This window comes from Lysobacter silvisoli (genome assembly GCF_003382365.1).
GTDB classification, from domain to species: domain Bacteria; phylum Pseudomonadota; class Gammaproteobacteria; order Xanthomonadales; family Xanthomonadaceae; genus Lysobacter; species Lysobacter silvisoli.
In genome coordinates, this window is sequence record NZ_QTSU01000001.1 from 1 (window position 1) to 19,693 (window position 19,693).

18 protein-coding genes and 2 pseudogenes are annotated in these 19,693 nt (G+C 69.5%); 11 read left to right on the forward strand and 9 right to left on the reverse strand.

The features are described 5' to 3' along the window. The 6 genes and pseudogenes from DX914_RS20435 to DX914_RS20750 all read left to right on the forward strand — a co-directional run. A partial coding sequence (locus DX914_RS20435; RefSeq protein ID WP_231118071.1) for a hypothetical protein occupies nucleotides 1-353 on the forward strand: 353 nt, incomplete at its 5' end. Between the two features lie 406 nt (nucleotides 354-759). After that, a complete protein-coding gene (locus tag DX914_RS20655) occupies nucleotides 760-2,784 on the forward strand; it encodes a PKD domain-containing protein (RefSeq protein WP_269204233.1) in 2,025 nt (674 codons plus the stop codon). A gap of 157 nt (nucleotides 2,785-2,941) precedes the next feature. After that, nucleotides 2,942-5,227 (forward strand): M14 family zinc carboxypeptidase, encoded by a 2,286-nt coding sequence (locus tag DX914_RS20660; RefSeq protein ID WP_158549164.1) that lies wholly within the window; start codon nucleotides 2,942-2,944, stop codon nucleotides 5,225-5,227. Nucleotides 5,228-5,390: 163 nt separating this feature from the next. After that, the gene (locus DX914_RS00015) at nucleotides 5,391-7,280 is read left to right on the forward strand and encodes a M20/M25/M40 family metallo-hydrolase (protein ID WP_115857063.1); all 1,890 of its coding nucleotides are present in this window, start codon (nucleotides 5,391-5,393) and stop codon (nucleotides 7,278-7,280) included. A 393-nt stretch (nucleotides 7,281-7,673) separates the two neighbouring features. Further along, nucleotides 7,674-9,338: pseudogene (locus DX914_RS00020) on the forward strand (S8 family serine peptidase); the annotation flags it as partial. 111 nt (nucleotides 9,339-9,449) lie between these two features. Continuing rightward, a pseudogene (locus DX914_RS20750) lies at nucleotides 9,450-9,680 on the forward strand (proprotein convertase P-domain-containing protein); the annotation flags it as partial. Between the two features lie 219 nt (nucleotides 9,681-9,899). Here DX914_RS20750 and DX914_RS00025 read toward each other — a convergent pair. The 3 genes from DX914_RS00025 to wrbA form a co-directional block, all read right to left on the reverse strand. Continuing rightward, nucleotides 9,900-10,385: an asparaginase domain-containing protein gene (locus DX914_RS00025; protein ID WP_115857065.1), complete on the reverse strand. Its 486-nt coding sequence runs from the start codon at nucleotides 10,383-10,385 to the stop codon at nucleotides 9,900-9,902. A 198-nt stretch (nucleotides 10,386-10,583) separates the two neighbouring features. Beyond that, complete coding sequence (locus tag DX914_RS00030; RefSeq protein WP_115859057.1) at nucleotides 10,584-10,901, reverse strand: DUF2069 domain-containing protein; 318 nt, start codon at nucleotides 10,899-10,901, stop codon at nucleotides 10,584-10,586. A gap of 14 nt (nucleotides 10,902-10,915) precedes the next feature. Further along, nucleotides 10,916-11,509, reverse strand: coding sequence for an NAD(P)H:quinone oxidoreductase (gene wrbA / locus DX914_RS00035; protein WP_115857066.1), 594 nt, complete (start codon nucleotides 11,507-11,509; stop codon nucleotides 10,916-10,918). Between the two features lie 125 nt (nucleotides 11,510-11,634). On the opposite strand from wrbA, the gene DX914_RS00040 reads away from it, so the two are divergent. The 3 genes from DX914_RS00040 to DX914_RS00050 are packed head-to-tail and all read left to right on the forward strand — an operon-like array spanning nucleotide 11,635 to nucleotide 13,789. Next, entirely contained in the window at nucleotides 11,635-12,900 is a 1,266-nt protein-coding gene (locus DX914_RS00040) for a YihY family inner membrane protein (RefSeq protein ID WP_115857067.1), read from the forward strand. 5 nt (nucleotides 12,901-12,905) lie between these two features. Further along, nucleotides 12,906-13,523 carry a TlpA family protein disulfide reductase gene (locus DX914_RS00045; RefSeq protein ID WP_115857068.1) on the forward strand — a complete coding sequence of 206 codons (618 nt, stop codon included), beginning with the start codon at nucleotides 12,906-12,908 and terminating at the stop codon, nucleotides 13,521-13,523. Further along, the gene (locus tag DX914_RS00050; protein WP_115857069.1) at nucleotides 13,520-13,789 is read left to right on the forward strand and encodes an acylphosphatase; all 270 of its coding nucleotides are present in this window, start codon (nucleotides 13,520-13,522) and stop codon (nucleotides 13,787-13,789) included. Before DX914_RS00045 ends, DX914_RS00050 begins: the two co-directional genes overlap by 4 nt. Before the next feature lie 9 nt (nucleotides 13,790-13,798). Here the strand turns inward: DX914_RS00050 and DX914_RS00055 are convergent, their stop codons facing one another. Beyond that, nucleotides 13,799-14,638 carry a DUF2145 domain-containing protein gene (locus DX914_RS00055; RefSeq protein WP_115857070.1) on the reverse strand — a complete coding sequence of 280 codons (840 nt, stop codon included), beginning with the start codon at nucleotides 14,636-14,638 and terminating at the stop codon, nucleotides 13,799-13,801. Nucleotides 14,639-14,669: 31 nt separating this feature from the next. Beyond that, a complete protein-coding gene (locus tag DX914_RS00060) occupies nucleotides 14,670-15,110 on the reverse strand; it encodes a hypothetical protein (RefSeq protein WP_147300553.1) in 441 nt (146 codons plus the stop codon). A 112-nt stretch (nucleotides 15,111-15,222) separates the two neighbouring features. Here DX914_RS00060 and DX914_RS00065 point away from each other — a divergent pair, with 112 nt between their 5' ends. Next, entirely contained in the window at nucleotides 15,223-15,966 is a 744-nt protein-coding gene (locus tag DX914_RS00065) for a helix-turn-helix domain-containing protein (RefSeq protein WP_115857072.1), read from the forward strand. Between the two features lie 221 nt (nucleotides 15,967-16,187). On the opposite strand, the gene ppk2 is transcribed toward DX914_RS00065, so the two are convergent. From ppk2 to DX914_RS00085, 4 genes are read right to left on the reverse strand one after another with little or no spacing between them, the layout of a single operon-like run. Beyond that, entirely contained in the window at nucleotides 16,188-16,979 is a 792-nt protein-coding gene (gene ppk2, locus DX914_RS00070; protein ID WP_115857073.1) for a polyphosphate kinase 2, read from the reverse strand. After that, nucleotides 16,976-17,332, reverse strand: a complete 357-nt coding sequence (locus tag DX914_RS00075; RefSeq protein WP_115857074.1) for a helix-turn-helix domain-containing protein — start codon at nucleotides 17,330-17,332, stop codon at nucleotides 16,976-16,978. The genes ppk2 and DX914_RS00075 overlap by 4 nt, the downstream gene beginning before the upstream one ends. 29 nt (nucleotides 17,333-17,361) lie before the next feature. After that, nucleotides 17,362-17,886: a molybdenum cofactor biosynthesis protein B gene (gene moaB / locus DX914_RS00080; protein WP_115857075.1), complete on the reverse strand. Its 525-nt coding sequence runs from the start codon at nucleotides 17,884-17,886 to the stop codon at nucleotides 17,362-17,364. Then, nucleotides 17,883-18,809: a LysR substrate-binding domain-containing protein gene (locus DX914_RS00085; RefSeq protein ID WP_115857076.1), complete on the reverse strand. Its 927-nt coding sequence runs from the start codon at nucleotides 18,807-18,809 to the stop codon at nucleotides 17,883-17,885. Before DX914_RS00085 ends, moaB begins: the two co-directional genes overlap by 4 nt. Nucleotides 18,810-18,928: 119 nt before the next feature. Between DX914_RS00085 and DX914_RS00090 the strand changes: the two genes are divergently transcribed. Beyond that, the gene (locus DX914_RS00090) at nucleotides 18,929-19,612 is read left to right on the forward strand and encodes an FMN-dependent NADH-azoreductase (protein WP_115859058.1); all 684 of its coding nucleotides are present in this window, start codon (nucleotides 18,929-18,931) and stop codon (nucleotides 19,610-19,612) included. Nucleotides 19,613-19,693: the final 81 nt, after the last annotated feature.

Below are 19,693 nucleotides of genomic sequence, written 5' to 3' on the forward strand. Positions count from 1 at the left end.
AAGACCCGGAGGGCGGCGCACAGGAGGTGCGCCGTTTTTCGCTGGCACAGGATGTGCCATCGAAAAATCCCGGCGCACGCTTCGATCTCGCGCGGGAGCTCTGGCGAAGCGTTTTTCTTTGGTTACTTTCTTTTGACGCTTATCAAAAGAAAGTGACCCGGCCGCTTGCGGACGGAAGCTGTTGCTGTTGCTTCCACCCACACACCCACACACCGCGAGTTCGGAGCGGATCGCGGCTCACGCCGCTCCTACAGAAGGCACATCGCGCAGAGACCGAAGCGTTCGTCGTAGGTGTGGATTCGCGGTCGCAGCTTGCGCAGCTCCTACAGCGGCGGCCGCAGCATTTGTCGTAGTGGTGGGTTCGCGGTCGCGGCTTACGCCGCTCCTACCCCGAAGCGCAAGGCGAATTGCGGCTCGCGTGCGCGCGCATATACCTATACAAAGCCTGCACAAATATAACTGGAAGCGGTTACTGCTCATATGCATGACGGGCATCACGAAGCCTGCCGGACTTGCGTCCTAATCGCGCTTGTTCCGTCGCTAGGCGCCGCTTAGCGTCGTGACCGGGCAGTAGGGGCTGCCCAGCACCATCGTTCGAGCGCAACACGCGGCACATCGCGGGTTGCGGCATTGCCTGTATCAACCGCTGGAACAACCACGCGTTCCCAACGATTGATCCGCGCTCGCCGTCGCGGCCGCCATGGCCGCGACAAGAGCGGCGAGCCGGTCATGCCCTCTACTACGGATGGAGAGAGACTCATGAAACGACTGTACGGTTCCCTGGTCCTGCTCGGATTTTCCTCGCTCGCCGCCGCGGCGCCGGGCGCGCGTCCGGCCGCCTTCGACCGCAACCTCACCGCGCTTTCGAACGTCGAAATGCGCACGATGCAGGCGGTGGACGTGCCGGCGCTGCAGGCCGAGGATCGCCAACGCGAAGCGCAAGACCTGCCGCCGCGCTACGCGCAATCGCTGTCGGTGGATCTGACTCCGCTGAATTCCGGCGTGTGGGAAGAATCCGGCAACGACATGGTCTGGCGCTTGCGCGTGCAATCGCGCGGCGCGCTGTCGCTGAACTTCGGCTTCACCGAATACAAGATGCCCGCCGGCGGCCGCCTGCTGGTGTACCCGGCCGACCAGGGCCGCAATTCCGATCCCTCGCAGATACGCACCTTCACCGCCGCCGACAACGAGTCGCACGGCCAGCTGTGGACGCCGATCGTCAACGGCGCCGAAGCGGTGATCGAAGTGGTGGTGCCGCGCGACCAGGCCGGCCAGCTCAAACTGCGCCTGACCAAGGTCGGCCACGACTACCGCGGCTTCACCCGCATGGCCCAGCGCCTGCAGTCCGGCGACATGGTCACGCCGATGGGCACCTCGGGCAGCTGCAACGTCGACGTGGCCTGCCCGGAAGGCGATGCCTGGCGCCAGCAGATCCGCTCGGTCGCGGCCATCTCCACCGGCGGCAGCCTGTTCTGCTCGGGCAGCCTGCTCAACAACGCCGCCAACGACCGCAAGATGTACTTCCTGACCGCGAACCATTGCGGCATCAGCGCATCCAACGCGGCCTCGCTGGTCACCTACTGGAACTACCAGAACTCCACCTGCCGCGCGCCGGGCAGCGCCGCCAGCGGCCAGAACGGCAACGGCTCGCTGAGCCAGACCCTGACCGGCGCCTTCCACCGCGCCTCCAACGCCGCCTCCGACTTCACCCTGGTGGAACTGGACGACGCCGCGCCGGCCGCCTACAACCTGTACTGGAACGGTTGGGACGCGCGCAGCGGCGATTACAGCGGCGCCACGGGCATCCACCACCCCAACGTCGCCGAGAAGCGCATCAGCCACGGCACCAGCGCCACCCGCACCACCAGCTACGGCGGCGCCAACAACAATCCGCCTTCGCCGGGCGACGGCAGCCACATCTTCGTGCGCTGGATTCCGGGCATCGGCGTGACCGAAGGCGGCTCCTCGGGCTCGCCGCTGTACAGCCCGGAAAAGCGCGTGATCGGCCAGCTGCACGGCGGCCCGTCCTCGTGCTCGGCCAGCGACCAGAGCAAGGCCGACTACTACGGCCGCATCTCGGTGTCCTGGACCGGCGGCGGCACCAACGCCACCCGCCTGAGCAACTGGCTGGACGCCGGCGGCACCGGGGCGACCTTCATCGACGGTCTGGATTCGACCGGCGGCGGCAACGCGGCGCCGGTGGCGAACTTCACTTCGTCGGTCAGCGGCTCCACGGTCGCCTTCACCGACAGTTCCACCGACAGCGACGGCACCATCGTCTCGCGCAGCTGGAACTTCGGCGACGGCACCACCTCCACCGCGACCAACCCCAGCAAGACCTATAGCGCCAACGGCACCTATACGGTCACGCTGACGGTCACCGACGACGACGGCGCCAGCAACACCAAGACCGGCACGGTCACCATCGGCAGCGGCCCGCAGACCTACACCAACGGCACCGACGTCAACATTCCCGACAACAACGCCACCGGCGTGACCAGCAGCATCGTGGTCTCCGGCCGCAGCGGCAACGGGCCGACCAACGCGCAGATCGCGGTCAACATCGTCCATACCTACAAGGGCGATCTGATCGTGGACCTGCTCGCTCCGGACGGCACGGTGTACAACCTGCACAACCGCAGCGGCGGCAGCGCCGACAACATCGTGACCACCTACACCCGCGACCTCTCCAGCGAGGCCCTCAACGGCACCTGGCGGCTGCGCGTGTCCGATCGCGCGTCGATCGACGTGGGCTACATCAACAGCTGGAGCGTCACCTTCTGATGCGTCGCGCCCTCTCCGGCCTTGGCCGGGGAGGGCGCCAACGCAAGCAGTCCGACGCGTCTCCCGTCCCGCCACCGCGGGGCGGGAGCGCAGCCAACCCCTTGTCTTTCCGGCACGTTAAAGAGCGGGCCCGGGCCCGCGCGTCACGGAGATTCCCATGCGCCTCGTCCATGCCCTGGCTTTGCCCCTGCTCGCCGTCGCCGCCGCCGCCGTCGCGGCCGAAGACGCGCCGGTGTTCGTCACCGCTCACTACCGCGACCAGGCGCAGCTGCGCCGCATCGCGCCGCAGTTCCAGCATTTGATCGTGGACCGCACCGCCCGCACCGTGCGCGTGGAAGCATCGCCCGACGACATCGCGGCCTTGCGCCGCGCCGGCCTGCGGGTGGAAGTGGATGCGGCCGCCACCGCGCAACTGCAGCGTATGCAGGCGGCGATGGCCAAAGCCCCGCTGATGGGCCCGGCCAGCATCCCCGGGTACGCCTGCTACCGCACGGTCGAGGAAACCTACGCGACCATGGACGATCTGGCCGCGGCCAAGCCGCAGCTGGCGCAACTGCGCAACATCGGGCCGAGCTGGGAGAAGAGCCGCAATGCCGCGGCCGGCTACGAAATGCGCGTGCTGCGCATCAGCAACACCGCCACCGACGCGGCGCTGCCGAACAAGCCGACCATGGTGGTGCTGGGTTCGATCCATGCGCGCGAATACACCCCGGCCGAACTGCTGACCCGGTTCGCCGAATGGCTGGTCAACGGCTACGGCAACGACGCCGAGGCGACCTGGCTGGTCGACAACTTCGCCTTCCAGTTCGTGCTCCAGGCCAACCCCGACGGGCGCAAGAAGGCCGAGGCCGGCGCGTCCTGGCGCAAGAACACCGACAACGCCAACGGCAGCTGCAGCGCCTCGTCCATCGGCGTGGACCTCAACCGCAACTTCCCCTTCCACTGGAACGGCGCCGGCGGCTCCAGCGGCAATGCCTGCGCGGAGACCTACCGTGGCCCGTCCAGCGCCTCCGAGCCGGAAACCCAGAACCTGGTGCGCCTGATCGCCGGCACCCGCAACGCCAACGGCGTGTACACCGGCGGCCTGTTCCCAGACCGCCGCGGCGACGCGACCAGCAGCCCGGCGCCCGACGACTACCAGGGCCTGTTCTTCGACATCCACAGCTATTCGCAGCTGGTGCTGTGGTCCTGGGGCGACACCACCGCGCCGGCGCCCAACAGCACCGCGCTGCAGACCCTGGGCCGGCGCCTGGCCTACTTCAATAACTACCGGCCGCAGCAGTCCAACGAGCTGTACCCCACCGACGGCACCACCGACGACACCATGTACGGGCTGCTGGGCGTGCCCAGCTACACCATCGAGTTGGGCGTGGCCTTCTTCGAGAGCTGCTCGAGCTTCCAGAACTCGACCCTGCCCAACAACCTGCGCGCGCTGCGCTACGCCGCGCGCAACCTGCAGGCGCCGTACCGCTATCCGGCCGGCCCGGACACGCAGAGCGTGAGCGCCTCGGCCGCGACCGTGCCGGCAGGCACGCCGGTGACCATCACCGCCAGCGTCAGCGACGCCACCTTCAACCAGAGCAACGGCACCGAGGCGGTGCAGAACATCGCCTCGGCCAGCGCTTACCTGGACGCGCCGCCGTGGGCGCCGGGCGCATCGGCCATCGCCATGAGCGCCAGCGACGGCAGCTACAACGCCAGCGCCGAGACCGTGACCCTGAGCCTGTCCACCGCCGGCCTCAGCCCGGGCGTGCACACCGTCTACGTGCAGGCCACCGACGCCGCCGGCAAGCCGGGCACGCCCAATGCGGTGCGCTTCACCGTCAGCGGCAGCGGCGGCAACGCGCCGCCAGTGGCCAACTTCACCTCCTCGGCCAGCGGCCTGACCGTAGCGTTCAACGACACCTCCAGCGACAGCGACGGCAGCATCGTCTCGCGCAGCTGGAACTTCGGCGACGGCACCACGTCCACCGCCGCCAGCCCGAGCAAGACCTACGCCGCGGCGGGCAGCTACACCGTCACGCTGACGGTGACCGACGACGATGGCGCCACGAACACCAAGACCGCGTCGGTCACCGTCGGCACGGGCGGCGTGCAGACCTACAGCAACGCCACCGACGTCAACATTCCCGACAACAACGCCACCGGCGCGACCAGCAGCATCGCGGTGAGCGGGCGCTCGGGCAATGCACCGGCCGATGCCAAGGTGTCGGTGAACATCCAGCACCCGTACCGTGGCGATCTGGTCGTGGACCTGATCGCGCCGGACGGCACCGCTTACAACCTGCACAACCGCAGCGGCACCAGCGCCGACCACGTGATCATCACCGACCGCGTCATCGACCTCAGCAGCGAGACGCTCAACGGCACCTGGAAACTGCGCGCCATCGACCGCGCGTCCCAGGACGTGGGCTACATCAACAGCTGGAGCCTGACCTTCTGACGCGCACCGCGCCGCCTGCCCGGTTGCGGCCGGGCGGCGGCGCGGCCGCGTCGCCCGCGCGGCCGGAGCTTCCCCCGGTTCGATCCGATCACGCCCCGGCCGATTCGTCCCTGCGCACCGCGCCGATCGGCCGGGAGCGCCCTGACCCCTGGAGTGCCGTCCCATGTCCCTGTCGCCCCGTCCCTTGCCGACCTTGCTCGCCCTGGCGCTGCTGTGCGCCATCGCACCGGCCAGCGCGCAGCACGCCCACGAACACGCACGCCCCGCAGACGCCAGCGACGATCCGTTCGCGCCGGTGTTCGTGGTCACTTCGCGCGACACCTACGACGCCGGCGTGAAAACCTTGGCGCGCCAGGCGCGCACCGCGCAGGACGCCAGCGGCGCGACCCTGGTGATCTCGGAAGTGCAGACCCACCAGCTGGCCGACATCACCCGCCACGTGCACGAGAAGGAACGCCGCTGCGGCGGCTACTTCGCCTTCGCCAGCCGCGCCGAGGCCGAGGCCTTCGTGCGCAGCGACCGCAGCCGCCAGGCCATGGCCGGCAAGTTCCTGGCCGCCTACACCATCGACAACCAGGCCACGGTCAATCCCTGGCTGGGGCAGGTGGCCGAAGCCAACATCCGCGGCACCATCTCGCACCTGTCCACCCAGTACCCGAACCGTTATTACGCCTCCACCACCGGCCGCACTTCGGCCGAATGGATCCGCAGCACCTGGCTGGGGCTGGCCAACGGGCGCAGCGACGTCAGCGCCGAGCTCTACACCGGCTGCACGAATTGCTCGACCCAGCCTTCGGTGATCCTGACCATCCAGGGCAGCGAGCTACCCAACGAAGTGGTGGTGCTGGGCGCGCACCTGGATTCGATCTCCAATTCCGGCAGCGGCAACGCCATGAACGCGCCGGGCGCCGACGACGACGCCTCCGGCATCGCCACCCTGACCGAGGTGCTGCGCATCGCCATGGCCTCGGGTTACAAGCCCAAGCGCACGGTCAAGTTCATGGGCTACGCGGCCGAGGAAGTGGGCCTGCGCGGCTCCAAGGCCATCGCCACCGCGTATCAGCAGCAGGGCGTGAACGTGGTCGCGGCGCTGCAGCTGGACATGACCAACTACCGCACCAGCGGCGACCCGCACGTCAAGGTCATCACCGACTACTCCAACGCCTCGATGGTGCAGTTCCTGCAGGACCTGTTCGGCGCCTACATGGGCAGCAGCGGCCTGACCCTGGCCACCGAGGCCTGCGGCTACGGTTGTTCCGACCATGCCTCATGGACCGCTGCGGGCTTCCCCTCGGCCATGTACCACGAGGGCCGCTTGTTCTCGCGCCTGCACACCTCCGGCGACACCCTGGCCAACATGGGCAACTCGGCGGTCAACAGCGTGCCTTTCGCCAAGCTGGGCCTGGCCTTCCTGGGCGAAGCGGCCAAGACCGCCGGCAGCGGCGGCAACGCACCGCCGGTGGCGAACTTCAGCTCCTCGGCCAGCGGCCTGACCGTGGCGTTCACCGACAGCTCCAGCGACGGCGACGGCAGCATCGTCTCGCGCAGTTGGAACTTCGGCGACGGCACCACCTCGACGGCGACCCACCCCAGCAAGACCTACAGCGCCGCCGGCACGTACACGGTCACGCTCACGGTCACCGACGACGACGGCGCCACCCACACGAAGACCGCCTCGGTCACGGTGAGCAGCGGCGGCGGCGTGCAGACCTACACCAACGGCACCGACGTCAACATCCCCGACAACAACGCCACCGGTGTGAGCAGCAGCATCGTGGTCTCCGGCCGCAGCGGCTCGGCGCCGGGCGACACGCGGATCTCGGTGAACATCCAGCATCCGTACAAGGGCGATTTGGTCGTCGACCTGATCGCGCCGGACGGCTCGGTCTACAACCTGCACAACCGCAGCGGCGGCAGCGCCGACCACGTGATCCTCACCAATCAGGTCATCAACCTCAGTACCGAACTGCTCAACGGCACCTGGCGGCTGCGCGCGTCCGATCGCGCGGCGCAGGACGTGGGTTACATCAACAGTTGGAGCCTGACTTTCTAATCCGCTGACACGCGTGCGGATCGCGCCACGGCGCGGTCCGCACGCGCGGCGGCGCCTCATGGACGGCCCGCGCGCGAGCGCGACGGCCGCGTTTTCGTTCGTGCCGCGTGAACGCGCGATGCCGCGATGTTTCATCGCTGCAATGCTGTGCGCGCAAGAACGCGAACACCGTTCGTCGGCCATCGCCGCGTGTAAGCGCTTACGTGGCCGTTGCTTGAAGCGCATCACGTCGTGGCACCAAAAGAGTGTCTAGTTTCGGCCGGCGGCCGCCGGCTCTGCCTGTGTCCGTAGCTAACGTCAGGGCGCCGTCGCAGGACCGACCGCCCAGGTCGTTCCGTGCGGGTCCCGACGTATCGCCACAGGAGTGGCATTCAACCTTCGGGGGTTATCACGATGTCCAAGTCTAAGTCGCGTCGCATTCGCATCCATGCGCTCGCCGCCGCCACCGCGGTCGTGCTGTCTTCCTCGCTGTTCGCGCTGCCCGCCGCCGCGGCCGGCCGCGTCGACACCAGCGGTCTGGCCTCGGCCGACACGCATGCGCAGTTCATCGTCAAGTTCCGCGACGGGTCCGCCGCGCGCAGCAGCGCGGGCACCCTGCAGAGCGCATTGACCACCGCCGCTACCGCCGCACGCGGCAACCGCGCCTTCGGCCTGAAGGCGCTGCGGCGCATGGCCATCGGCGCCGAAGTGGTGCGCAGCGATCGCGCCCTGGACCGGGTCGAGGCCGAGGCGCTGATGCGCCAGCTGGCCGCCAATCCGGATGTGGAGTCGGTGGAGGTCGACCGCATGCTGCAAGCGCTGGCCACGCCGAACGACACCCGCTACAACGAGCAGTGGCATTACTTCGAGACCGTGGGCGGCCTGAACCTGCCCAGCGCCTGGGACAACGCCACCGGCACCGGCGTGGTCGTGGCGGTGCTCGACACCGGCATCACCAACCACACCGACCTCAACGCCAACGTCATCGCCGGCTACGACTTCATCACCAACACCACCACCGCCGGCGACGGCAACGGCCGCGACAGCGACCCCAGCGATCCGGGCGACTTCTACAGCATCTACAACTCCAGCTGGCACGGCACCCACGTGGCCGGCACGGTCGCCGCGGTGACCAACAACAACTCCGGCGTGGCGGGCGTGGCCTACAACGCGCGGATCTCGCCGGTGCGCGTGCTCGGCCGCGGCGGCGGTACCATCTCCGACATCGCCGACGCCATTGTCTGGGCCTCGGGCGGCACGGTCAGCGGCGTGCCGGCCAACGCCAATCCGGCCGAGGTCATCAACCTCAGCCTGGGCGGCAGCGGCTCGTGCAGCGCGGCCATGCAGACGGCGATCACCGGCGCGGTCGGCCGCGGCACCACCGTGGTCATCGCCGCCGGCAACAGCAACGCCAACGTGTCCGGCTTCACCCCGGCCAACTGCAACAACGTCATCGCCATCGCCTCCAACGACCGCGAGGGCAACCGCGCCTCGTATTCCAACTACGGCGCGCTGATCGACGTGACCGCGCCCGGCGGCGAAACCGCGGTGGCCGGCAACGGCGTGCTGTCCGCGCTCAACACCGGCACCACCACGCCCGGCACCCAGACCTACGCCTTCTACCAGGGCACCTCGATGGCCGCCCCGCACGTGGCCGGCGTGGTCGCGCTGATGCAGTCGGTGGCCTCGCCAGCCAAGACCCCGGCCGAGATCGAGACCATCCTGAAGAACACCGCACGCGCGCTGCCGGGCACCTGCAGCGGCGGTTGCGGCGCCGGCATCGTCGACGCCAACGCCGCGGTGCTCGCGGCCGCGGGCGGCGGCAACGCCGCGCCGGTGGCCAACTTCAGCGTCAGCACCAGCCTGCTCACCGCGACCTTCACCGACAGCTCCACCGACAGCGACGGCAGCATCGTCTCGCGCAGCTGGAACTTCGGCGACGGCAACACCTCCACCGCGACCAGCCCCAGCCATACCTATGCGGCGGCCGGCACCTACACCGTCACCCTCACGGTCACCGACGACGACGGCGCCAGCAACACCAAGACCGCTACGGTCACGGTCAGCGACAGCAGCGGTCCGCAGACCTACAGCAACACCGCCGACTACACCATCAACGACAACAGCACCGTCGAAAGCCCGATCAGCGTGTCCGGCCGCACCGGCAACGCGCCGACCAACGCTTCGGTCTCGGTGAACATCGTCCACACCTACCGCGGCGACCTGGTGGTCGACCTGGTGGCGCCGGACGGCAGCGTCTACAACCTGCACAACCGCGCCGGCGGCAGCGCCGACAATCTGGTCCAGACCTATACGCGCAACCTGTCCACGGAAGCGCTCAACGGCACCTGGAAGCTGCGCGTGCGCGATGCGGCCACGCTGGACACCGGCTATATCAACAGCTGGAGCATCACGTTCTGAAGCACGACTCCGGCGCGCCCTGGCGGCGCGCCGGACCCGCTCGCATCGAACGCACACTGCCCGTCATTCCGGCGTAAGCCGGAACCCATTGGGCCTTCTGCTCTCAGCGCGAGGTTATGCGGCGCTACCAGCGTGGCTGCAACGAGCAAGTCAAGATGGATTCCGGCTTGCGCCGGAATGACGGGGTGGAGTGACGGGTTAAATCGGCCGGCAGGCGCCTCACACCGCTTCGAAGCGGTTCGCGGCCACGTTCTTGCGCACCTTGCGCGGGTCCCAGATACGCCCGTTCATGGCGATGTACACCCCCGGCGGCAGCGACTGCACCGCGCCGACCGCGCAACCGACGTTGAACTCGGCATCGGAGCCGCGGAAGCGCGCCGGACTCAGCGCGCCGGTGAGCACGATGGTCTTGTCTTCCAGCGAGGCCAGCACCTTGGCCGTTTCGACCATGGTGTCGGTGCCGTGGGTCACCAGTACGTGCTTGGCCGGCTGCGCCGCGATCGCGGCGCGGATCAGCTCGCGGTCTTCGGCGGTGATGTGCAGCGAGTCCTTGCGGATGATCGGAATCACGTTGAACTGAAAGCCCACGCCCAGCTCGCGCAGGATGCCGCCGATCTGCGGCTCGCCGATCTGGTAGTCGGACTTGTCGTCGAAGTAGATCTTGTCGATCGTGCCGCCGGTGGTGACGATGCAGAGCTGGTCCATCGAAGCAGGGTCGCGTGGCTGGGGGTGGCCGCAATTATAGGCCCGCGCGCACGGCGCCTGTGGCGGCAATAGAGGCGCAGCGGAACTGTGGGAGCGGCGTCAGCCGCGATCGGCCGCCGACGCAGCTTCGGCCTTTGCGCGGCCAGGCCATCGCGGCTGACGCCGCTCCGACAGCGAAGCGAACCCGCGCTTGCGCGGTCAGGCCCCGGGCTTGGCCCCGAAGCGCAGGCGCAGCCCCGGCAGGCTGGCCGAGAACACCACCGCCACCGCCAGCAGCAGCTCGGCCCAGGCGTAGAGCCGCTCCGGCGGCCGCGACCAGGCCACCATGACCCCGTGGCTGAACCAGGCCAGCGCCAGCACCGCCGACCAGAAGCCGGCGCGCGCGCCACCGCGCCACACGCCCAGCGCCAGCCAGGCCGGCGGCAATGCGAACACCGCCAGCGCCACCCAGTCCGCCGCCACGCCGAACCAGGCCGCGTACAGCGCCGCCAGCGCCAGCAGCGAGCCCAGCAGCATCTTGCGCGCAGCGCTCACCGGCTCACCTTGAGGGTCAGTTCGGCCACGCGCCGGCCCAGGGCGCGCGCCAGCCGCGCCTCGTCCTCGCTGGGTTGCGGGTCGTCCTGGTTGCCGGCCACGTGGCTGGCTCCATAGGGCGTGCCGCCGGTGCGGGTGCTGCTCAGCGCCGGCTCGGTGTAGGGAATGCCGACGATCACGCAGCCGTGGTGCAGCAGCGGCACCATCATGGTCAGCAGGGTCGATTCCTGGCCGCCGTGCTGGGTGGCGGTGGAAGTGAACACCGCCGCCGGCATGCCGACCAGGGCGCCGCTGGCCCATTCCGCGCCCAGCCCGTCCAGCCAGTGCTTGACCGGCGCGGCCATGTTGCCGAAGCGGGTGGGGCTGCCCAGCACCAGGCCCGCGCATTCGGCCAGGTCGCGCGCCTCGACATAGGGCGCGCCGTCCTCGGGTACCGGCGGCGCCGCGGTCTGGGTGACCGCGGCCACCGGCGGCACGCTGCGCAGGCGCGCCTGCACGCCCTCGACCTCGCCGATGCCGCGCGCGATCTGCCGGGCCAGCCGCGCCACCGATCCGCCGCGGCTGTAATAGAGCACCAGTACTTCGGTCATCGCTGTCTCCTGAGTGCCGCCAGGATAGAGGCGAGCCGCCGCGCGCGCGAGCCGCCGAGGCAGGGCCGCGGCCCGCAGCGCCCGTGCATGCCGTCCGCACGCGCCATCGGTTACCCTGCCCGGCGATGGAACCGCTGACCACGATCAACCGTTGGGGCGAGCGCGTGCGCGACCGCGCGCGCGTGAGCACCTTCTTCCGTTTCCTGGCCCGCCGTTTCCTGGACGACAACCTGTTCCAGGCCGCCGGCGCGCTGTCCTACACCACGGTGTTCGCGTTGGTGCCACTGTCGATGGTGGTGTTCGGCGTGCTCTCCGCGTTCCCGGTGTTCGGCGAATGGAGCGACCGCCTCAGCGACTACGTGTTCTCCAACTTCGTGCCCTCGGCCGCGCGCTCGGTCGAGGCCAGCCTGAAGCAGTTCTCGGCCAACATCGGCCAGCTCACCGCAGCCGGCGTGATCGCCCTGGTGGTGTCGCTGCTGATCACCCTCAACGGGGTCGAGGCCAGCTTCAACCGGATCTGGCGGGTCAAGGCGGCGCGGCCGCAGGTCGGCCGCTTCCTGGTCTATTGGACGGTGCTGACCCTGGGCGCGCTGATGGCCGCGGCCAGCCTGGCGGTGTCGGCCAAGTTCTTCGCCATGGACGTGTTCGAGACCCAGCCCGGGCGCTGGCTGGAAACGACCATGCTGCGGCTGGCGCCGGTGCTGATCGAATGGATGGCGTTCACCGCGATCTACCGGGTGGTGCCGCACCGCACCGTGCACTGGCGCCATGCGGCGGCCGGCGCGCTGCTGGCCACGGTGCTGTTCGAACTGGTGAAGTGGGGCATCGGCCTGTATCTGGGCAGCTTCGGCTCCTACTCCAAGATCTACGGCGCCTTCGCCGCGGTGCCGATCTTCCTGCTGTGGATCTACCTGAGCTGGATCGCGGTGCTGCTGGGCGCCTCGCTGGCCTCGTCGATCTCGGCCTTCCGCTACCAGCCGGCGGCCATGCGCCTGCCGCTGGGCTTCGAAATGTACGGGCTGCTGCGGCTGCTGGCGCGCTTCAACGAGGCGCGCGCCGATGGCCGCGGCCTGCACAGCGACGAGATCCAGCAACTGGAGCCCATGCTCACCGACACCCTGGTCCAGCAGATGCTCTCGCAGCTGTGCGAGATCAAGGTGGTCGCGCGCGCCGAGGCCGGCGAATGGCTGCTCTCGCGCGACCTGGACGATCTGTCGCTGGGCGAACTCTACGAAGCCTGCGGCCTGCGCATTCCGATCGCCGAAGCCCGCCTGCCCTGCCGCGACGACTCGCTGGGGCGCTCGGCGGTGGCGGCCATGGACGAACTACGGGTGCCGCTGCGCGAACTGCTCAAACGCCGCGTTTCCACCATCCACGCCGACGAGGAATGAGACCGATGACGCCACGCCGCTACGCCCCGACCCTCGTGCTGCCGCTGCTGGCCCTGGCGCTGGCGGCCTGCGACCGGCCGGCGCCCGCGCCGCCGGCCGCGCCCGAGGCGCCGAAGCCGGCGCAGCCCGCCGCGGCGCCCGACGCGCCGACAGCCGCGCCCGAAGGCGCCGCGCCCTCGGACACGCCGGAGCTGAACATCGCGACCCTGGACAAGGGCCAATACGACCTGGCCGCGCACCGCGGCAAGTGGGTGGTGGTGAATTTCTGGGCGACCTGGTGCGCGCCGTGCCTGAAGGAAATGCCCGAGCTGTCGGCGATGGACGCCATGCGCGAACACATCGAAGTGATCGGCCTGGCCTACGAGGAAATCGAGCCGGCCGACATGCGTGCGTTCCTCAAGACCCATCCGGTGGTCTACCCCATCGCCATCGTCGATACCTACGATCCGCCCAAGGCCTTCGAAACCCCGCGCGGCCTGCCCATGACCTATCTGATCGGCCCGGACGGCAAGGTCGCCGACAAGTTCCTGGGCCCGGTCACCGCGGCCATGATCGAAGGCGCGATCGCCAAGGCCGGCGGTCCCAAGCCCGGCGAATCGGTCGAGGCTAAGGCCGGCACGTGAGCGCGGCGCGCTACTACGTCAGCGGCAAGGTCCAGGGCGTGTGGTTCCGCGCGTCCACGCGCGAGCAGGCGCTGGCGCTAGGCCTGCGCGGCTACGCGCGCAACCTGGCCGACGGGCGGGTGGAAGTGCTGGCGGCCGGCGCGGACGACGCGCTGACCCAGTTGCAAGCCTGGCTGCAGCGCGGACCGACGCATGCGCGCGTGGACCGCGTGCTGCGCGAGGACGCCGGCGAACACGAGGCCGGGGACGGCTTTGTTTGCAGCTGAGCGCGGCGCTCAGGCCGGGCCGGGCTCGGCCATGAGCCGACCGCCGCGCCATTCGCGCTGCTCGCGGATGTAACCGCACCGCTGCAGGTAATCGAAGATCGAGCGCACCGTGACCACCGGATAGTCGCCGGACAGGCGCGTGGCCACCGGATGATCGGTGAAGGCGACGTTGGCCGCGAACAGCCCGCCCAGCACGCGCTTGGTGTAGGGCACATGGATGCGGTCGGGCTTGAATCCATCGGCCTGCGCGCGCCGGTAGGCCGCACGGCGGTCGCCGATGCCCGCGCCTTCGTCCGCGCTCGCGGCCAGCATCTCCAGCACCCAGGCGGTGGAGTTCTGATACTCCTTGCTGCCCGGCCGGGCGATCAGGCTGTAATGCGGCTGGTGCAGCGCGCGCTGCGGCAGCGCCTGCATCCGCGCGGCCAGCCGCTGCGCCTGCGCCGGCTGCAGCCAGACGATGCGCGCGTCCTGGTTGACCAGGTCGTCGCTGAAGAAATTGACCAGCCCTTGCGCATACAGCCGCGAGCGATCGCTGCCGCATTCGTTGAGCAGATGCACCACGGTCCAGCGGCCGTTGGCGTGATCGCGCACCGCGAAGCCGACGTGGCTGTAGACCAGGCCTTGCGCCGACAGATCCGTGCCCACGCGCGCCACCAGCGCCGCCGGCGCGTCGGCCTGGTCCAGCGCCTGCGCCACGCGCAGCGCCGTGGCCGCGGCGGCGGCGACTTTCTCCGCCGGCACGGTTTGCGTTTCGCAGTGGGTGCCGGCCAGTGCGGGCGGTGCGAACGCGGCGGCCAGCAGGGCGGCGCACAGGATCAGTGCTCGCCAAGACGAGGTGGGGTTACGCATGGGGAGTGGCTTCCTTCGGAGCAATGGGACGTCAGCCGATCGGCCGGCTATGCAGCAGCGAGCGCGCGCGCTCGTTGGGCACGAAGCACAGCTTGTGACCGTCGACGCTGAGCAGCCAGCCGGCGGCGACCGCGCTGACCACCACCGCCTGGCCCGCGCGCAGGCCCAGTTCCTTGGCCGCCTCGGCCGACAGGTAGACCACGAACGAGGCGCCCACGCCCACGGCCGACACGGTCACGGCCACGCCCTGGGCGCTGGCGCCGACCGCGGTGACCGAGAACTTGGCGCCTTCCGACAGCGCCAGCGACACCGCCACCGGTACTTCGACCGAGGCGTTTAGGCTGGCTTCGGACTGGCGGCTGACGGCGTCGGACTGCACGGCGGCAAAGGCTGGCGTCCCTGCCAGCAGGCCGAACACGGCCATCGAAACCACCACTAGGGTCGGAGTGCGGCGGGGCGGGATCCTGGCCATGGCGCTGACTCGTTGGGGAGTGCGGCCACGCTGTTCGTGGCCGCGGGCCCGTGCAAGAGGCACCGGTGAGGTGCCTCCCTAAGCGCCGCGCGGTAGCGTATTTTTATACCCCATGGCCCTGTCCCTGGAACTCGTCGACGCCCTGAAGCGCTTTCTGCGCGCCCAGGACCTCACTTACCGCGACCTGGCCGCGCGCCTGAAGCTCAGCGAGGCGGCGGTCAAACGCATGTTCTCCAAGCGCGCGATGAGCCTGGAGCGGCTGGAGCAGATCTGCGACGTGCTCGACATCGGCCTGGTCGAACTCAGCGCCGAGGCCGCGCGCGGCCGCACCGCCATGGCCGAGCTCAGCGAGGCCCAGGAACAGGCGCTGGTGGACGAGCCGGCGTTGCTGCTGGCGCTGTTTCTGACCTTGAATCGCTGGAAACAGGCGGACGTGCAGGAGCATTTCCTGTTCGACGACGCGCAATGGACGCGGTTGCTGGTGCGCCTGGACCGGCTGGGCATCATCGAGCTGATGCCGGGCAACCGCGGCCGCCCGCTGACCGCGCGCAATTTCCGCTGGCGCGCGGACGGGCCGATGGAGCGCTACTTCCGCCTGAACCTGCTGGGCGACTACTTCGCCGATCCCTTCGACGGCGAACAGGACGTGCTGTTGCTGCTCAGCGGCAGCCTCAGTCCGGCCGGCATCCGCCAGCTCAAGCAGCGGCTGGGCGAGGTGGCGCGCGAGTTCGACGCGCTGCTGGCGCGCGATGCGGCGCTGAGCGCGCAGCAGCGGGTGGGGGTGAGCCTGGTGCTGGCGCAGAAGCCTTGGTTGCTGCAGTTGTTTCATCCCTATCGGCGGTCGCAGGCGGGGTGAACGCCGGGCCGGTGGATGGGTCTCGGAGCGCGGGGCTCGGGGGAATCGCGGCTTACGCCGCTCCCACAGGAAGCAGAGCAAGCTTTCGCGCCTTTGCCTCTGATTCCCCCTTTGAAAGGGGGCTAGGGGGGATTTGCTTTTGCTTCGAAGCACCGCGATCTGCGCAACATCACGGTCGCGGCTCACGCCGCTCCTACCCCAAGGCCGAAGCGCTGGCCGGCTTACTTCTTCTTGGCGACGGTGTTCTTCGCGCCCAGCGGTTTCAGCGCCCGGTAGCGCTCCTTCTTCGGCTTGCCCGTCAGCGGCGGGAACTCGATCTTCTGCGCCGGCACCTTGTGCTCCGGCGCGCGCGCGAGCAGGTCGCGGATCAGGGTCAGCCGGCCCTGGCGCTGGTCGTTGAAGTCCACCAGGGTCCAGGGTGCGTGCTTGGTATGGGTGGCGGCGAGCATGGCCTCGCGCGCGCGGGTGTAGTCGTCGTAATGCTTGCGCGCTTCCACGTCGATGGGCGAGAGCTTCCAGCGCTTGAGCGGGTCGGCCAGGCGTTCGGCGAAGCGCTCCTCCTGCTTGTCCTGGTCGCAGCACAGCCAGTACTTGAACAGCACGATGCCGTCGTCGGTGAGCAGCTTTTCGAACGCGGGCGCCTGCTTGAGGAAGGCCGCCACCTGCGCGGGCTTGGCGTAGCCCATGACCTGTTCCACGCCGGCGCGGTTGTACCAGCTGCGGTCGAACAGCACGATTTCGCCGGCGGCCGGCAGATGCGAGACGTAGCGCTGGAAATACCACTGCGTGCTTTCGCGGTCGCTGGGCTTGGGCAGCGCGACCACGTGGCATTGGCGCGGGTTCAGATGCTGCGAGATCGCCTCGATCACGCCGCCCTTGCCGGCGGTGTCGCGGCCTTCCAGGATCACCATCACCCGCTGGCCGCTGTGCTGCACCCAACGCGCCACCTCGACCAGCTCGCGTTGCAGCGGTTCCAGCTGGGCTTCGTAGTCCTTGCGCTTGAGCTTACTCATCGTGCGGCCTTCTTGCGCGGCGCGCGGCTGCGCTTGGTGCCGGCCATGGCGCTGGCCACCTCCAGCAGCGCGCCTTGCTGGCTGCTGTTGAGCGCGCGGTAGGCGGCGAGCAGGTCGTGCTCGCCCTGGGTGCGGGCCGGGTCCAGGGTGCTGGCCAGCTCCGACAGCAGCGCCCCGGCGGGCACGCCGAAGGTGCGGGCCAGGGCGTCGAGCTGGTCCTTGCCGGGCAGCTTGTCGCCCTGCAGCCAGGCGCTGACGGTGGCCACGCCCGCGCGCGGGATCGCGGTGGCGATGTCGGCCGCGTTCATGCCGCGGGCCTTGGCGAGCAGACGCAGGGTGGTGCCTAGCGGCATGGCGAGCACTCCTTGTGAGCGGAACACGATTAACTGGGTTCGTGCAGACGCGGACGCAACGTGGCCAGGTTGCAGGGCCGGGTGCGGGCGTCGAGCTGGGCGCGGACGATGCGCTCCCAGGCGGTGCGGCAGGCCGAGGTGGAGCCGGGCAGACAGAACAGGAAGGTGCCGTTAGCCAGGCCTGCGAAGGCGCGCGACTGCAGCGTGGACGTGCCGATCTCTTCGAAGCTCAGCGCGCGGAACAGTTCGCCGAAGCCCGGCATTTCCTTGTCCAGCAGCGGCAGCAGCGCTTCGGGCGTGGAGTCGCGGCCGGTGAAGCCGGTGCCGCCGGTGACCAGGATGCCGTCGGCGCGGCGGTCGGCGATCCACTGCGACACCACCGCGCGCAGACGGTAACGGTCGTCGGGTAGGAGCTGGCGGTCGTACAGCTGGTGGCCGGCGTCGCGCAGCGCCTGGACGAGGTAATCGCCAGAGCTGTCTTCGGCGAGGGTGCGCGAGTCCGATACGGTCAGCACGCACAGTTGCAACGGGATGAAGTCGCGTTCTGCGGTCATCGGCGCAGCCTAACCGATCGTGCGCGATCGCGGCCACGCCCGCGCGGCGGCGGCGCGAACTCGGCGGTCAGCCAATCCCACACCGCCTGTTGCGCTGGACCGGCGTGGCCGCGTTGGCGCAGCAGGCGCCCGGCGGGCGCGGGCAGCTCCGGGCCGAACGGCGCGACCAGCACGCCGCGCGCCAGATCGTCCTGGACCAGGCTGTGACTGAGCAGGGCCACGCCCTGGCCGGCCACCGCGGCCTGGATCGCATGGCTTTCCTCGCTGAAGCGCAGGCCGCCGCGCACATCGCCGTGGCGCAGCCGGGCTTGGCGCAGCCAGTGCGTCCACGTCGGGCGGTCCGGCGCGGGGCGATGCCAGTCGAAATGGATCAGGCGCTGCGCGGCCAGGTCGGCGGGCGTGCGCAAGGCCAGGCGCGGACTGGCCACGGGCAGGAAACGGTCGTCGGGCAGGGCCTGCGCTTCCAGCTCCGCTTCGTCGCGGCCGCCGTAGCGCACCGCCAGGTCGGCGCCGCCGTGGGTCAGGTCGACCACCGCGTGCGAGGCCAGGATGCGCAGTTCGACGCGCGGATGCAGTTGCTGGAAGCGCGGCAGCCGCGGCAGCAGCCAATGCGCGGCAAAGGCCGGCGTCACCGCCAGGGTCACCGCCTGCGCGCGCGGCGGCGCCAGCGCGGCCAGCGCTTCGGCGAAGGCGTCGAAGCCCTGGCGCAGCACCGGCAACAGGCTGTGCGCGGCGGCGGTGAGCTCGACCCGGCGGGTGTGGCGCTCGAACAGCGCCAGGCCCAGCCAGGTTTCCAACTGGCGGATCTGGTGGCTAACCGCGGCGGCGGTGACCGCCAGTTCCTCGGCGGCGAGCTTGAAGCTGCGGTGGCGCGCGGCGGCTTCGAAGGCGCGCAGTTGCGACAGCGGCGGAAGACGGCGCATAGATGAATAAAATTTGTCTGTTACGGCAAATCTTATCGTTTGTCGCGTGATCTTGCTGGGAGGAAAGTGGTCGCCATTCCGGGGACGCACAAATCCACATCATTCATCAGGAGATGACCATGGCGACCTTGCTCCACCTCGATGCCAGCGCGCGGCCGGGCCGTTCCGGCGAGCGGCCGCACGGCTCGCATACCCGCCGCTTGTCGGCGCGCTTCGTCCAGCAATGGCGGCAGGCTCGCCCCGGCGACCGGGTGATCTACCGCGACCTGGGCCTGGCGCCGCCGCGGCCGGTCACCGGCGACTGGATCCATGCGGCGTTCACCCCGCCCGCACAGCGCGAGCCCTGGATGCACCAGGCGCTGGCCGAAAGCGATGCTCTGGTCGACGAACTGCTGTCGGCGGACCTGATCGTGGCCGGCGTGCCCATGTACAACTTCGGCGTGCCGGCGGGGTTCAAGGCCTACATCGACAACATCGTGCGCGTGGGCCGCACCTTCGGCTTCGACCGCGAACGCGTGGGCGAGCCGTACTGGCCGCTGCTGGCGGGGCAGGGCAAGCGCATCGCGGTGCTGAGCGCGCGCGGCGACTACGGTTACGACGAGCGCCTGCGCGCGATGAACCATGTCGAGCCCGCGATCCGCACGCCGCTGGGCTACCTGGGCGTGGACTGGGCCGGCTCGGTGGCGGTGGAGTACGACGAGTTCGGTGGCGAGCGGCTGCAGCGGTCGATGGAGGCGGCCGAGGCGGGCGTCGATGCGTTGGTGGCGCAGCTGCTCGCGGATGAGACGGCCGTGGCAGCCTGAGCCCACCGCTGATCTTCCCCCTTTGTTGAGGGGGACTGAGGGGGATTTGTTTTTTGGCGCAGCGGGGTAAGAGCAACAGCA

Bases quoted from the DNA above. Each gene is read 5' to 3' on its own strand.
- DX914_RS00030 (WP_115859057.1), bottom strand. From the start codon at position 10,901: ATGCTGCTGGGCTCGCTGCTGGCGCTGGCGGCGCTGTACGCGGCCTGG.
- DX914_RS00045 (WP_115857068.1), top strand. From the start codon at position 12,906: ATGACGCCACGCCGCTACGCCCCGACCCTCGTGCTGCCGCTGCTGGCC.
- DX914_RS00090 (WP_115859058.1), top strand. From the start codon at position 18,929: ATGGCGACCTTGCTCCACCTCGATGCCAGCGCGCGGCCGGGCCGTTCC.
- wrbA (WP_115857066.1), bottom strand. From the start codon at position 11,509: ATGACCGAAGTACTGGTGCTCTATTACAGCCGCGGCGGATCGGTGGCG.
- DX914_RS00085 (WP_115857076.1), bottom strand. From the start codon at position 18,809: ATGCGCCGTCTTCCGCCGCTGTCGCAACTGCGCGCCTTCGAAGCCGCC.
- DX914_RS00055 (WP_115857070.1), bottom strand. From the start codon at position 14,638: ATGCGTAACCCCACCTCGTCTTGGCGAGCACTGATCCTGTGCGCCGCC.
- moaB (WP_115857075.1), bottom strand. From the start codon at position 17,886: ATGACCGCAGAACGCGACTTCATCCCGTTGCAACTGTGCGTGCTGACC.
- DX914_RS20660 (WP_158549164.1), top strand. From the start codon at position 2,942: ATGCGCCTCGTCCATGCCCTGGCTTTGCCCCTGCTCGCCGTCGCCGCC.
- DX914_RS00075 (WP_115857074.1), bottom strand. From the start codon at position 17,332: ATGCCGCTAGGCACCACCCTGCGTCTGCTCGCCAAGGCCCGCGGCATG.
- DX914_RS20655 (WP_269204233.1), top strand. From the start codon at position 760: ATGAAACGACTGTACGGTTCCCTGGTCCTGCTCGGATTTTCCTCGCTC.
- DX914_RS00065 (WP_115857072.1), top strand. From the start codon at position 15,223: ATGGCCCTGTCCCTGGAACTCGTCGACGCCCTGAAGCGCTTTCTGCGC.
- DX914_RS00015 (WP_115857063.1), top strand. From the start codon at position 5,391: ATGTCCCTGTCGCCCCGTCCCTTGCCGACCTTGCTCGCCCTGGCGCTG.
- DX914_RS00060 (WP_147300553.1), bottom strand. From the start codon at position 15,110: ATGGCCAGGATCCCGCCCCGCCGCACTCCGACCCTAGTGGTGGTTTCG.
- DX914_RS00040 (WP_115857067.1), top strand. From the start codon at position 11,635: ATGGAACCGCTGACCACGATCAACCGTTGGGGCGAGCGCGTGCGCGAC.
- ppk2 (WP_115857073.1), bottom strand. From the start codon at position 16,979: ATGAGTAAGCTCAAGCGCAAGGACTACGAAGCCCAGCTGGAACCGCTG.
- DX914_RS00025 (WP_115857065.1), bottom strand. From the start codon at position 10,385: ATGGACCAGCTCTGCATCGTCACCACCGGCGGCACGATCGACAAGATC.